This window comes from uncultured Hyphomicrobium sp. (assembly GCF_902826555.1).
GTDB lineage: Bacteria > Pseudomonadota > Alphaproteobacteria > Rhizobiales > Hyphomicrobiaceae > Hyphomicrobium_C.
In genome coordinates, this window is record NZ_CADEFI010000007.1 from 87532 (window position 1) to 101003 (window position 13472).

Sequence of the window (13472 nt, forward strand, 5' to 3'; positions counted from 1 at the left end):
CGCGCATAGCTTGCCGACCGCCCGTTGGCTTGCAACAGGGCGCCTCGCCCCACGCATGCGATCTTGACGGGTCTGTGTCGGCGCGGCCTCAGGCGATTTCATGCCTGTTTTCCAGGCGCACGCCCGCGAACGTCATGGTCCATACCGTGGCGGCCGACATGGATCAGGCTGTTGCGGAGCCGGCTAGAGACCGAGCTTCGCCTTCAGGATGTCGTTCACGGCGGCGGGATTTGCCTTGCCGCCCGTCGCCTTCATGACCTGGCCGACGAACCAGCCGATCATGGACGGCTTGGCCTTGGCCTGCTCGACCTTGTCGGGGTTGGCGGCGATGATCTCGTCCACCGCCTTCTCGATGGCGCCGGTGTCCGTCACCTGCTTCATGCCGCGGGCTTCGACGATCTCCGCGGGGTCGCCGCCCTCGGTCCAAAGGATTTCGAACAGATCCTTGGCGATCTTGCCGGAGATGGTGCCGTTGGCGATCAGGTCGACGAGGCCGCCGAGCTGCTTGGCCGAGACCGGCGAATGCTCGATGTTCTTGCCTTCCTTGTTCAGGCGGCCGAACAGCTCGTTGATGACCCAGTTTGCCGCCAGTTTCCCGTCGCGACCTTTGGCGACGCTCTCGAAATAGTCGGCGTTGTCCCGCTCGGCGACGAGCACGGTGGCGTCGTACGCCGACAGGCCGTAGTCCTTGACGAAGCGGGCGCGCTTCTCGTCCGGCAGCTCCGGCAGGTGCTGCGCGAGATCGTCGACAAAGCCCTGCTCGAGCTCGAGCGGCAGGAGGTCGGGATCGGGGAAGTAACGGTAGTCGTGCGCCTCTTCCTTCGAACGCATGGAGCGTGTTTCGCCCTTCGCGGGATCGAACAAGCGCGTTTCCTGATCGATCTTGCCGCCGTCCTCGATGATATCGATCTGGCGTCGCGCCTCGACCTCGATGGCCTGTCCGATGAAGCGGATCGAGTTGACGTTCTTGATCTCGCAGCGGGTGCCGAGCTTGTCGCCGGGCTTGCGGACGGAGACGTTCACATCGGCGCGAAGGTTGCCCTTCTCCATGTCCCCGTCGCAGGTGCCGAGATAGCGCAGGATAGTGCGCAGCTTGGTGACGTAGGCCTGTGCCTCTTTCGAGGAGCGCAGATCGGGCCTGGAGACGATCTCCATCAGCGCCACGCCCGAGCGGTTGAGATCGACGAAGGAATAGTCCGGGCTCTGGTCGTGGATCGACTTTCCGGCGTCCTGCTCCAGGTGCAGGCGCTCGATGCCGACGCGCTTGGCTTCGCCGTCGACGTCGATCTCGATCTCGCCCTCGCCGACGATCGGCTGCTTGTACTGGCTGATCTGATAGCCCTGCGGGAGATCCGGATAAAAATAGTTCTTACGGTCGAAAACGCTGTTGAGATTGATCTCGGCCTTGAGGCCGAGCCCGGTGCGTATGGCCTGGGCAATGCACTCGGCGTTGATGACCGGCAGCATGCCCGGCATGGCCGCATCGACGAGCGACACATGACTGTTCGGCTCGGCACCGAATGCGGTCGAGGAACCGGAGAACAGCTTCGACGCGGAAGCCACCTGGGCATGCACCTCCATGCCGATCACGACCTCCCAGTCGCCGGTGGCACCTGCGATCAGGTTGCTTGCCTTGTGCTTTGACGTGTCCTGCATCAATCCCAACTCCACCGCGCCAGATCAGCGCGCGCGAAACCCATATCCCAATGTCGCCCAGGCCAGACCGAAGACGAAACCCAGCATGACGAGCGCGGCTTCACCCCCGACTGCATGGATCGAGAACAGGCCGACCTGGCCGCCGATCCAATAGAGCAGGAAGCCGGCGACAGACGCGGCGAACGCCGCGACAGGAAGCTTCTGCCATTGATCCGCACTTCGCCCCATCAGCACCGCCACGACAATCACGGCGGGATTGATGGCGGCAAGCAGCACGAGCGTCAGCGGATCGAACGAATTGATCGCGATCATTCCCTTGGCCCGCCGCTGCTCGCTTCCTGCTGGCGAAGCTTCTCCTCCTCGTACTGGACGAACCAGCCGATCATGTTGCGCCACTGGGCGCCGACCATCTCGATCATCTCCGACGGGAGGCCGCGCTGGCGCGCCTGCGTTTTGACCCCGTCGATCACCTGCTGAATGCGCCAGGGAACATTGGCCTCGCCCGGGTTCTTCTTCAGCTGCCAGGCGCGCTCGACATAGGCGAAGCGCTCGGCAATGAGGTCGACGAGCGCGGCGTCGATGCGGTCGATCTCGGCGCGAACCTGGCTCATGTCCGCACATTCCCAAGGACGCTTCGGGTCCATCACTTGCCTCCCGGCTTTTTCTTGGCGGCACCCTTCGGCGCGGCCTTCGCTGCGGGGGCGGAAGCTTTCGCCTCGCCCGCCCACCATCGCTCGCCAATCGTGAAGCGGCCCGCCGCGTCCTCGATGGCCTGCGCCGTGCGGAACAGGGTCGCCTCATCGAACGGCTTGCCAATCAGCTGCAGACCGAGCGGCGTCCCCTCCGACGAGAGCCCGGCCGGCACGGAAAGGCCGGGCAGGCCGGCCATGTTCACGGTGACGGTGAAGATGTCCTCGAGGTACATGGCGATCGGATCGCCCGACTTCTCGCCGAACGCGAACGCCGGCGACGGCGTGGTCGGTGTCAGCACAACGTCCACCTTGCTCCAGGCGTCATCGAAGTCGCGCTTGATCAAAGTGCGGATCTTCTGCGCCTTCAGGTAGTAGGCATCATAGTAGCCGGCCGAGAGCACGTAGGTGCCGATCAAGATACGGCGGCGCACTTCCTTGCCGAAGCCGGCTGCGCGGGTGTTCTCGTAGGTATCGATGACATCCTTGCCGGGCACACGCAGGCCGTAGCGCACGCCGTCGTAGCGGGCGAGGTTCGAGGACGCCTCGGCGGGGGCGACGATGTAGTAAGCGGGGAGCGCGTACTTCGTGTGCGGCAGGCTGATCTCGTGGATCGTGGCGCCGGCCGCCTTCAGCCATTCGATACCCTTCGTCCAGAGGTCGTCGATCTCCTTCGACATGCCCTCGACGCGGTATTCCTTCGGCACGCCGACGCGCAGGCCTTTGATGCCTTGGCCGAGCGCCGCCTCGTAGTCGGGCACGGGGGCGTCGACGGATGTCGAATCCTTCGGATCGTGGCCGGCCATGCTGCTCAGCATGATAGCCGCGTCGCGTACGGTCTTGGCGATGGGACCGGCCTGATCGAGCGACGATGCGAAGGCGACGATGCCCCAGCGCGAGCAGCGCCCGTACGTGGGCTTGATGCCGACGGTGCCGGTCAGAGCCGCGGGCTGTCGGATGGAGCCGCCGGTGTCGGTCGCGGTGGCGGCAAGGCAGAGCCCAGCAGCAACGGCGGCGGACGAGCCGCCCGACGAGCCGCCTGGGACGAGCTTGTCGGCTTTACCCTGACGGCGCCACGGCGAGACGACAGGACCGAAGGCGCTGGTCTCGTTGGACGAGCCCATGGCGAACTCGTCGTTGTTGAGCTTGCCCAGCATGACCGCGCCGGCATTCCAGAGGTTGCCTCCGACCGTCGATTCGTAGGTCGGCTTGAAATCGTCCAGGATCCTCGAGCAGGCGGTGGTGCGGATGCCGTTGGTGCAGAAAAGATCCTTGTTGCCGAGCGGCAGGCCTTCGAGCGGACGCGCGTCGCCTTTGGCCAAGCGGGCGTCGCTTGCCTTCGCCTGCGCGAGCGCATGGTCGGGCGTCGCCAGCACGTAAGCGTTGAGTGCCGGATTGCCGGCCTCGATCGCCTCGATATGGGCTTTCGTCAGCTCGGTCGCGGTGAAGGTCTTAGTTTTCAGCCCGTCGCGCGCTTCGGCCAGCGTCAGGCGAGTCAAATCGCTCACGTTCTACTTTTCCTTCTTGGCATCGCAACGAAGGTAGGCCGCCGGCCCATCCTCATCGGAATCCGGTCCCGTGACCTCGAAACGGTCCTCGGTCGCATCCTTGGCGAAATGATAGAGTCCCGGCTCGGTCGACATGCCTTCGGTGCAGAGCATGATGGCGGTCCAGGACTTGCCCGGGTCGTGGTCGAAGATCTTCGTGAACTCGCAGCCGCCTTCCCAGCCATGGAAGCCGTCAGCGTCCAAAAGCTCGGGCGACGTGCCGACACCCTTCGGTCCACCCGCCTCGATCTTGCGCAGCTTCTCGCACTGCTCGGCCGTCGCGTACTGGCCGGCCAGGAAACTGGCGCGGTCCTTCGCTTGGGCAACCGTCGCCACGGCGCAGGCCAGAGCAATCAGAACGATGCGCATGAACATTTCCTCGAGCCGGCGTCAGACAGACCGGGCCTTCTCGGCCTCGGCGCGCGCCTTGTTGATGTGATAGCTGCGGCGGGAATAAAAGAGGCTGACCAGCCCGAACAGGATGGAGAGCGGCGCGTTGACCTGCTCGGCAAGATCCCGCGCGCGCAAGAGATAGACCGGCGTGTCGCTCACGGCCTGAGGCGAGAGCGAGCGCGCACCCGAGCTCCCCTCCTCGCGCGGCACGGCGAGAACCAGAATGCCGGTCGCGATCAGCGCGACGGCCAGCAATGCGAATAGCTTGGACATGTGTCAGCCTCCGGAGTCACCGCTTCCGACTATTCCACGACCTTGGGAACGACGAAATAATGGTCGTCGACCATCGGCGCGTTCTTGACGATTGCATCGGCGATCTCGCCATCGGTTACGCGATCGTCGCGTTTCCGGAGCTTCTGGGCGACGACCCGCGTCATGGGCTCGACGTTCGAGGTATCGACCTCGCCCAACTGTTCGACCCAGTTGAGAATTCCCGAAAGCTCCGCCTCGAGGCCCTTCGCCTCGTCGTCCGTGATCTTGATGCGCGCAAGGCGCGCGATGCGCCGCACGGTCTTCTCGTCAACGTGCATGGGTTCCGCTCAGACTTCAAAAACGGCGTCCCAGACGCCGCGTGTTCCTCATAGCGGGCTCGCCAAGCCCGTGCAACTGTGCCTGTTTTTGGGGTCAGCCCCGGTGCCGCTTGCGGTACTGGGACAGGAACGGGCCCATCACGTCGGAGAAATCATCGCTCCACGGCTTGAGCTTAGGCTCCGGGAGGTTGCGGGCCCCGGGGATGAGCCGAAAGCGATCGATGGCCTGCCAGCTCTTGCCGAAAACGACGACGGTGGAGCTGGTGACCGCGTAGCCATCCTCCTTGGTCTGGTCCTCGATGGTGAGGGCATGCAGGCCGCCGACGACCGGAAACGTGGCGGCCAGCACCTGCTCGAGGTCCAGATAGCGGTTGGAGATGTGAAGCACCACGGCCCCTGGCGGCTTGATCTTCGAGGCATAGAGGCGCAGCGCCTCGGCGGTCAGCAGGTGGACCGGAATCGCGTCCGACGAGAACGCGTCGACGATCAGCAGGTCGTAGCTTTCGTCGGGTTCCCTGGCCAAGGTGAGGCGAGCGTCTCCGAGCACGATGTGCGCGTCGGGCTGGCAGTTGGCCAGGAACGTGAATTTCTTCGAGTTGGCGATCGAGACAACGACCGGGTCGATCTCGAAGAAGCGCCATTTCTCTCCGGAGGACGAATGGCACGCGAGCGAGCCTGATCCGAGGCCGATGACGCCGAATGTCGGCTCGACGCGCTCAGCGGCGGCCAGCATGCTGGTCAGGCGGACCGCCGAGGCCATGGGGCCGCGCGCGTGATAGTAGGTGGCGGGATTGGTATCGGCGACGAGCTTGCCGCGACGGTCGCGGATGCGTTGTGCCCCGTGGAGCGTCGTACCATGCTGGAGGATGTTGAACTGGCCGTCACCCGACTGGATCACGCGATAGACGCCGAAGTAGCTCCTCTGTGCATTGCCGCGATGTACGCCCGAGGGTAGCAGCACCACGGTCATGTAGAGGCTCATCGCCACGATCAGCAGATGGGGCGGATGGCGCCACAGAGCAAGCGCCGCTAGCGCCAGGCCGACTGCGATTGCGGCCGTCGAGCCCCAGCCGCGGAAGTCGAGCTGGTAATACGATGCCAGCGACGGGCCCCAATGAATGAGCGAGGCCGCCAGGATCACGAGTCCGACGAGGAGCGCGAGGGACGCCCGGCTTTCCCGGCTGAGATCGAGTGCCCCCGGCCGGCAGGCGAAGCTCAAGGCGAGCAGCAGGGGGTACTCGAAGACCTCGGCGAAAATCTGAGGTGCGACGAGGGCCGCGAAGATGCCGCCCAGCACGCCACCGGCCGACATCCAGAGGTAAAATTCCGTCAGGTGCTCGGCGTCTGGCCGTGCCTCATAGAGCGTGCGATGGGCGACGAGCGTCGCAGTGATGAAGGCAGCGACGCCGAAGCCTGCAGCATAGAACCAGGTTTCCTTCTCGGTCTGCGAAAGCTGCAGAAGGGCCAGGATCACGGCAATCGCATGCAGCGTGAGGAGAATGGGACGCGGGATCAGCGCGCGCTCGCGGAAGACGACGACGAAGGTTGCGAGATACAGCGTGAGCGGAATGACCCAAATCAGCGGCGCCGAGGCGACGTCGGTGGCTACATGCGTCGTGAAGGCCGTGAGCAGGGCCGACGGGACGAACGCGAGGCCCACCCAAGCGGCCCGTGCCTGCCACGTGGGCGCAGCGGACACGGCGGTCTGTCCAGAAACGGAGGGCGGCGCCGGTCCGGGCTCCGCGTTCCTCACCGCGAGGAAGCAGGCCGCGAGCGCCAGCACGAGGGCGGCAAAGCCTGCCGCCCACAACATCGCGAGCGCCTTCAGCCCGAAAATGGGCTCGAAAATAAACGGATAGCCGATGAGCGCGAGAAGACTGCCGAAGTTCGAGGCGGCATAGAGGAAATAGGGGTCCTTGCTGTCCTTGTGGCCCGCGCGCGCGAACCAAGCCTGCAAAAGCGGCGCGTTGGCGGACACTGCGACGAACGGCAGTCCGATGGCGACAGCGAAAAGCCCCAACTGCCAGAAGTAGGGATCGCGGGTCGGCGGCTCGGACCACCCTTCGGGAATGGCGATCGGAAGAGAGAGAAACGCGAGTGCCGACAGGGCCAGATGAACATAACCCATGCGGGCGATGGGCACATTGCGTACGAGAACGTGCGCATAGCCGTAGCCGACAAGCAAAGCGGCCTGAAAAAATAGCAGCGCGACGGCCCATACGGACGGCGCGCCGCCGAGCAGCGGCAGCACCATCTTGGCGAACATGGGCTGGATGAAAAACAGGAGAAAGGCCGACAGAAAGGTCGTTGCCGTAAACAGCGGCAGGATGACCCGGGCTTGGCGGTGAGGCAGAGCCGTGCGCGCGGCGGGCTGAGAGCCCGCTGGCTCGGTCTCGGCTTGCGTTATCACGTTTCCCCCTCAGGTGGGTCCGAACCACATAAAAGTGCGCGTGGGCCGGATCTTGTTGCTGGCGACCATAGACGGGAACGTGGTGGCTGTCAGTGACGTCACGTCCGCCGCTTTCTGCGATGGGACAAACGGTTAACGACCCAGTTCGCATCCCTCGGCGAAGTTCCTCTATAGTGCGGCATGATCGATTCCGAGGTTTTCCCATGACCGCCGACGGCCAGACCAGCCCGCGCGGCGTGACCGTCAGCGACATCGGCGCTTTTGCAGAGCTTCTCGGACCTGGGCGGTTGATCGGCATCGACGCGGGCACAAAGACGCTCGGGCTCGCGCTCAGCGACGTCACACGTTCGATCGCTTCGGCGATGGAGACGATCCGCCGCACGAAATTCAAGGCCGATGCGCACCGCCTGCTCGAGCTCGCCAGTGCCCAGGCCATCCAAGGCTTCGTGCTCGGATTGCCAGCGAACCTCGACGGCAGCGAGGGGCCGCGTGCGCAAGCGACGCGCGCCTTTGCGCGCAATCTCAACGCGCTGACACCGCTCCCCATTCTGTTGTGGGACGAACGGCTCTCCACCGTCGAAGCAGAGCGCGTGCTGATCGCAGCGGACGCCAGCAGGAAACGGAGGGCCGATGTCATCGACAAGGTCGCCGCCACGCTGATCCTGCAAGGCGCACTCGACAGGATGCGCAGTCTCCCGCGCTAGCACTCGCGCCACAGACGGTGGTGCGACGAACAGGATGCGCATATCTCGCGTTGGTCAAACTCGGGTCGCATGTACGCCGTATTAATTGCCCACTTACAGGTGGCAGGCGACGCGGCCCACAGTCCGCGCACGGCGTTCCGGCTGGATGGCCGAAGATGCGTAGCAGAGCAAACATCGCGGACACTATCCACGGCGCGTTTCCGGAGGTGGAAACACGCGACTTGGACACTCTCGCCAACCGATTCGAGGCGCCGCGGCGCGCCAGCGTCCGGCGGCTTCTCACCTCCTCACCGCGCGTCTTCGATCTTGGCGTGTCGTTTCCCGGCGTCCTCTACGTCCTCGCGAGCCGGTTCGGCTCGCAGCGCCGGCGTCGAAAGGCGCTCGATCTCGTGGTCGCCGGAGCGCCGCTGCGCGATGTCGCCATCGTGCTCGATCTTCCGCTTTGGCTGAGGCGGCTGCCACCGGAGGCCTTCACCGGGGACGTCGCCGCTCTGCCGAAATCCGACATCTTCGCGCGACGAATTGCCAATCATCTGCCGAGCTTATCGGAGAACAGCGCATTCTGGCTCAGCTCCGTCGCCTTCGGCGCGCGTGCCTGCGACGACTATTTCGCGCTCTGGCTGGCGCAGCAGGCAATTTTTGCGGAAGCCGGCGAGACCGAGCGCCTGTTCGGGCTTCTCGCCGCGTATGCCTGGTTCTCGAACGTGGATCTCGCGCGGGCGCGCGGTCTCATCGTCGTGCCCTGGCGCCCGGAGATGGCTTTCGATACCGCCGTCTGCGCCGCCAAGAGCTGGCTCAACCGGATGCGGCTGGTGTTGCAGCTCGGAGAGGGTGTTCTCACCGATCCCTGGCTGGTGGCCGGGGAAGCACGCGGCTTCTCTTTTGTGCCGCTCCTCGACCACGGAGCGATCCTGGCGGAAGCGCATGCGATGCAGAATTGCGCCGATCAATACGCCGACCGTCTGGTGCGGGACAAATGCCGTCTGTTCTCCGTCCGCCGACGCGGCGTCAGGGTGGCAACGCTCGAAATCGGTCCGCACCCGCGAGAAGCCGGGATACTCGCAATTTCCCAGCTCAAGTCGCGGCACAACCTACCGGCGAGCACCGAGACCTGGCAGGCCGCTCACACATGGATGGGTGGGCAGAAAGATCTCAAGCGGACGAGCGTCAGCACACAATTGGAAGGTGCTTTCAACGCCCAGGTCTGGGGTCAGTTGATGTCGACGTATCGCGCGCGGAAAGGCGGCGCACCCTGGATACCAGAGCGTGCAAGCAAGGAATCGTTCTCAACCCTGGAAAGCGGCGTCGGGGAACTGGCACGGCGGGCAGGAATTACATCATGGCTTTTCACGTGAAGGGTGGGCCTTTGCGTGCGGAGCACCCCCGGGGGGCGCAACCAGTTCCAACCAAAATTGAACACGTGACCACACGCCGCGCGGACAAGTCGTCGCGAAGCGCAAACTTGGCGCCCACAAACCGAAAATCTTCCGCTATATGGGAATTATTTTACAGTGATCAATAGCTGCAAGCGCCGTGTAACGACTGTCTTTCGTCCAATTCAAGAGCCGCGCACGCAAGCGCATATTCCGGCTAACGAGATTCTGGCAAACGAGATTCTATGCACGTCTGACGTGCTCAACGGAATCCCGCGCAGGCGGGGTGGGGATCCATCGGGGAAGGCAACGCGAGCAAGAGGATACGATGACGAATGAAACATGAAAGTGGAGACGACAAGACGTCGTCGGCGCTGCATCTGCTGCACAGGGCTGGGCAATGTGCGGATGAGATGTTTGCGGTCAGCGTGGGAGAAGCGGGTCTGACACCTCGACAGTTCGCAGTCATGGCGGCTATCGCGGACAGCGAAGAGCCGAGCCAAACCACGCTTGTCGAGCGAACGGGAATCGATCGCTCGACCATGGCCGATATCGTGCGTCGCCTTACGTCACGCGGGCTGGTTCAGCGCCGCCGTACGCGGCGTGATGCTCGCCGTTATGCCGTTCGGCTCACGGACAAGGGCGAGGGGGCGCTTCGGCTCGCGGAGCCAGCTGCCCGCACGACCGACGAGAGGATCCTTGCCGCACTCGCGCCGACTCAGCGTGATGCGTTTCTGCGTTCGCTTTCGCGAATCGTGCTGGCCGTCGAACCGGACGGCGCGTCACGAAACGGACGTCCCTAGCGCCTTCTGGCTGTGCGCAAGCGATCGGGCGCTTCGCACTGGTCACGAAAGGCTCGCTCCCTGGACCACGTTGTGGTCGGGGATCGGTGTGAGGCGGCCGCGTGCGGGCCGGAGCCGGATTTGCAAGTCAACATTCATAATTTATTGAATTGAACGCAGGCCATTGCCGCTTACCAAGCACCTCCGTCCATCGGCGTCACTTCGATAGGCTTCCGGCGCGGATCTCGTCGCGCTTGCGGACAAGTCGCGCCAGCCATCTCTCCAGTTGCTGTGCGCCGTGACTGCCTCTAGCCTTGTCCGGGGCATCATCGGAGCTGGCATCGGGCATGATCAAGATCGGCGGCATCCTCGCTGCAATCGGGCTCATCTGCGCAGGTCTGTGTCCCTGGCTCGCGGCAGGACCAGCACTTGCGGGCGCGGATCTCGTCCTCGTGCCCCCCCCTCTTTCCCCCTTCGAGACGGCGACGGCCTACATCGCGCCCGCCGTCATCGGCTATCTCCTGGGGTCCATTCCCTTCGGCCTTCTCCTCACCCGTCTTGCGGGCCTCGGCGATATTCGCGCGATCGGATCAGGAAACATTGGCGCAACCAACGTGCTCAGAACGGGGCACAAAGGGCTCGCAGCCCTGACACTCGTCCTCGACGGCCTCAAGGGAACGCTCGCCGTGCTGCTCGGCTATGCGATCGGGGCGCGGTTCGGACTTGCGATCGACGGCAGCCTGATCGGCGGATTGTCGGCGTTTCTCGGCCACATCTTTCCCGCGTGGCTCGGCTTCAAGGGCGGCAAGGGCGTTGCCACTTACATCGGCGTCATCGGCGGCCTCGCCTGGCCCGGTGCGTTGATTTTCTGCGGAAGCTGGCTCGCGACTGCCCTGCTCACGCGCTATTCGTCGGCATCCGCACTTGTCGCAAGCGTGGCAACACCGGTTGCGTTGCTGATGCTCGGCCATGTTCCGGAAGCGCTGCTTGCCCTGGTGATGACGTTGCTTCTCCTCTGGAAGCACGAGGGAAACATTCGCCGGCTGCTCAAAGGCGAGGAGCCTCGGATCGGTGCCAAAGCGTGATCTCCCTCTGCTCTTTACGGCGGCGCCGCTGCCGGTCTCCGTTCTCGACGACGACGAACGCCTTGCGTGCCTCAGGTTGATCCGCTCGGCGCAAGTCGGACCCGCCACGTTTCGCGAGTTGATCAACCATTGCGGGGGCGCCAAGCAAGCCCTGGCGGCATTGCCGTCACTTTCACGGCGCGCAGGGGGGCGGGCGATCCGCATCTGTCCGGAGAGCGAGGCAAAATCCGAGCTCGACGCGGCGCAACGGGCGGGCGCGACACCCGTGTTTACGATCGAGCCGGGGTATCCAGCCATGCTGGCAGCCATCGATGCGCCTCCGCCGATGATCTATGTGAAGGGGCGCAGCGAGCTCCTCAACCGACCTTGCGTTGCCATCGTCGGATCGCGACACGCCTCCGCAGCGGGCCTGAAACTTGCGCGCATGTTCGCGCGCGAGCTCGCAGTTGCCGGGCTCGTGACCGTATCCGGGCTTGCGCGCGGCATCGATGCGGCGGCTCACGAGGCGAGCCTTGAGACCGGGACAGTCGCCGTTCTCGCCGGTGGCGTCGACGTGGTCTATCCTCCGGAGCACGAACGGCTGCAGGCGGAGATCGGTGAAAAGGGTTGCCTCGTCAGCGAACAGCCGCCGGGCTTCGTCGCACGCGCCAAAGACTTTCCGCGGCGGAACCGGTTGATCTCGGGGATTTCGCTCGGCGTTCTGGTGGTCGAGGCAGCACGCCGGTCCGGGACGCTCGTGACGGCGCGCTTTGCGGGCGAGCAAGGACGCGAGGTGCTCGCCGTCCCGGGGCATCCCCTCGATCCCCGCGCCGAGGGCACGAACCAGCTGCTGAAGTCCGGCGCCACGATCGCGACAGATCCGCAGGATGTGCTCGACGCGCTCGCGCCTCAGCTCGCCGACGCTGCGAGGGGACTCACGGAAACACGCGACGGTGCGTTCGCGCCGGAGCCGCGGTCCTCCCCGGAACTCGCTTCGCCGCCGATACTCGGAGACGACGATCGGGAGAAGGTGCTGCGGTTGCTCGGCCCTCATCCGATCGATGTGGACGAGATCGTGCGGGCGACGGCGCTCGGGGCTCGCGAAGTGCGCATTCTACTGATGGAGCTGGATCTCGCGGGAGATGTTGTCCGTCATGGCCATCAGCTCATTTCACGCGCGATCAAATAAGGCGTATGCTGATACGGGTTAGCTGCGGTCCCTTGCCCGAAGGCGCGCCTCTGCACGCGCAAGATCGAGAATACCTTCCAAGGTCACAAGATTGTTACTGTGCGCCATGTCCCTGAGCTCAAGCAACAGATCCGCCATATACTCCAATTGATCTCTCGTTGATTTTGTTAATTCTCGCTCCATCCGCGAGTGTTGACTTGTCATTTTGCTTCTCCGCACCGTCTTCTTTCACTTATTGTCGATGATACACCTTTTTTAACGGTTTCGTTCTGTCGTATACCCTACGGTATCCCAATACGTTTTGGTTGCAAACAAGAAATGACACATCTTTAAATTGTATACGGCGTGTACCTTGACCAAACCCGGGGTGACTTCTAGAAGGCCCCGCGTGGATCTCGCATAGGTTCTGCGAGCCTCCTTCAGAACGGCCGCGCGCAGCGGTGTGACAAGTCTCGCGGAGTTCAATATTTCATGGCGTTGCGCCCCCTGTACGATCGCGTCGTCGTCCGCCGCGTGGACAGCGAAACCAAGACCTCGAGCGGGATCATCATCCCCGACACCGCCGCCGAGAAGCCCCAGCAAGGGGACGTTGTCGCTGCGGGTTCGGGCACGCGCGATGCGTCGGGAAAGACCGCCCCGCTCGACGTCAAAGCAGGCGACCGCGTGCTCTTCGCAAAGTGGAGCGGCACAGAGGTGAAGATCGACGGCGTCGACCTCCTGATCATGAAGGAGAGCGACATCCTGGGCGTGATTGAGACGTAACCAATCCTGCCTTCGGAAATCCGGACCGATGCACCTGCGAGAGGTCGCTCGGTCCTTGGCACCCCCCTTTCAACCCAGCAATTCATCGGAGCCCCCATGGCCGCCAAAGACGTCCGCTTTTCCGCCGAAGCTCGCGACAAGATCCTGCGCGGCGTCGACATCCTTGCCAACGCGGTCAAGGTCACGCTCGGTCCCAAGGGGCGCAACGTGGTGATCGAAAAAAGCTTCGGCGCACCGCGCACCACCAAGGACGGCGTCACCGTCGCCAAGGAGATCGAACTCGAGGACAAGCTCGAGAACATGGGCGCACAGA

The 13472-nt window shown here is 64.0% G+C and carries 15 protein-coding genes; 7 read left to right on the top strand and 8 right to left on the bottom strand.

The window, feature by feature from the left end:
- Nucleotides 1–183: 183 nt before the first annotated feature.
- The 8 genes from gatB to QZV93_RS05560 all read right to left on the bottom strand — a co-directional run bounded on the left by gatB (nt 184) and on the right by QZV93_RS05560 (nt 7285).
- Nucleotides 184–1656 carry an Asp-tRNA(Asn)/Glu-tRNA(Gln) amidotransferase subunit GatB gene (gene gatB / locus QZV93_RS05525; protein WP_295556647.1) on the bottom strand — a complete coding sequence of 491 codons (1473 nt, stop codon included), beginning with the start codon at nt 1654–1656 and terminating at the stop codon, nt 184–186.
- Nucleotides 1657–1680: 24 nt separating this feature from the next.
- Nucleotides 1681–1968 carry a hypothetical protein gene (locus tag QZV93_RS05530; RefSeq protein WP_295556649.1) on the bottom strand — a complete coding sequence of 96 codons (288 nt, stop codon included), beginning with the start codon at nt 1966–1968 and terminating at the stop codon, nt 1681–1683.
- Nucleotides 1965–2267, bottom strand: a complete 303-nt coding sequence (locus QZV93_RS05535) for a chorismate mutase (protein WP_295556651.1) — start codon at nt 2265–2267, stop codon at nt 1965–1967. Before QZV93_RS05535 ends, QZV93_RS05530 begins: the two co-directional genes overlap by 4 nt.
- A gap of 32 nt (nt 2268–2299) precedes the next feature.
- A complete protein-coding gene (gene gatA, locus QZV93_RS05540; RefSeq protein ID WP_295556653.1) occupies nt 2300–3853 on the bottom strand; it encodes an Asp-tRNA(Asn)/Glu-tRNA(Gln) amidotransferase subunit GatA in 1554 nt (517 codons plus the stop codon).
- Nucleotides 3854–3856: 3 nt separating this feature from the next.
- Entirely contained in the window at nt 3857–4261 is a 405-nt protein-coding gene (locus tag QZV93_RS05545) for a hypothetical protein (RefSeq protein ID WP_295556654.1), read from the bottom strand.
- 21 nt (nt 4262–4282) lie between these two features.
- Nucleotides 4283–4558, bottom strand: a complete 276-nt coding sequence (locus QZV93_RS05550; RefSeq protein WP_295556656.1) for a hypothetical protein — start codon at nt 4556–4558, stop codon at nt 4283–4285.
- A 29-nt stretch (nt 4559–4587) separates the two neighbouring features.
- On the bottom strand, nt 4588–4875 hold the full coding sequence (gene gatC / locus QZV93_RS05555; protein WP_295556658.1) for an Asp-tRNA(Asn)/Glu-tRNA(Gln) amidotransferase subunit GatC: 288 nt from the start codon (nt 4873–4875) through the stop codon (nt 4588–4590).
- 94 nt (nt 4876–4969) lie between these two features.
- On the bottom strand, nt 4970–7285 hold the full coding sequence (locus QZV93_RS05560; RefSeq protein ID WP_295556659.1) for a fused MFS/spermidine synthase: 2316 nt from the start codon (nt 7283–7285) through the stop codon (nt 4970–4972).
- Between the two features lie 203 nt (nt 7286–7488).
- On the opposite strand from QZV93_RS05560, the gene ruvX reads away from it, so the two are divergent.
- The 7 genes from ruvX to QZV93_RS05595 all read left to right on the top strand — a co-directional run.
- Nucleotides 7489–7989, top strand: a complete 501-nt coding sequence (ruvX, locus tag QZV93_RS05565; RefSeq protein ID WP_295556661.1) for a Holliday junction resolvase RuvX — start codon at nt 7489–7491, stop codon at nt 7987–7989.
- A gap of 155 nt (nt 7990–8144) precedes the next feature.
- Nucleotides 8145–9344, top strand: coding sequence for a hypothetical protein (locus QZV93_RS05570; RefSeq protein WP_295556663.1), 1200 nt, complete (start codon nt 8145–8147; stop codon nt 9342–9344).
- A 353-nt stretch (nt 9345–9697) separates the two neighbouring features.
- Complete coding sequence (locus QZV93_RS05575) at nt 9698–10165, top strand: MarR family winged helix-turn-helix transcriptional regulator (protein WP_295556665.1); 468 nt, start codon at nt 9698–9700, stop codon at nt 10163–10165.
- 326 nt (nt 10166–10491) lie between these two features.
- A complete protein-coding gene (plsY, locus tag QZV93_RS05580; protein ID WP_295556667.1) occupies nt 10492–11229 on the top strand; it encodes a glycerol-3-phosphate 1-O-acyltransferase PlsY in 738 nt (245 codons plus the stop codon).
- The gene (dprA, locus tag QZV93_RS05585) at nt 11216–12397 is read left to right on the top strand and encodes a DNA-processing protein DprA (RefSeq protein WP_295556668.1); all 1182 of its coding nucleotides are present in this window, start codon (nt 11216–11218) and stop codon (nt 12395–12397) included. The genes plsY and dprA overlap by 14 nt, the downstream gene beginning before the upstream one ends.
- 471 nt (nt 12398–12868) lie before the next feature.
- Nucleotides 12869–13159, top strand: a complete 291-nt coding sequence (locus QZV93_RS05590) for a co-chaperone GroES (RefSeq protein WP_295556670.1) — start codon at nt 12869–12871, stop codon at nt 13157–13159.
- A 96-nt stretch (nt 13160–13255) separates the two neighbouring features.
- The coding region (locus tag QZV93_RS05595; RefSeq protein ID WP_295556671.1) for a TCP-1/cpn60 chaperonin family protein at nt 13256–13472 on the top strand (217 nt) is incomplete at its 3' end.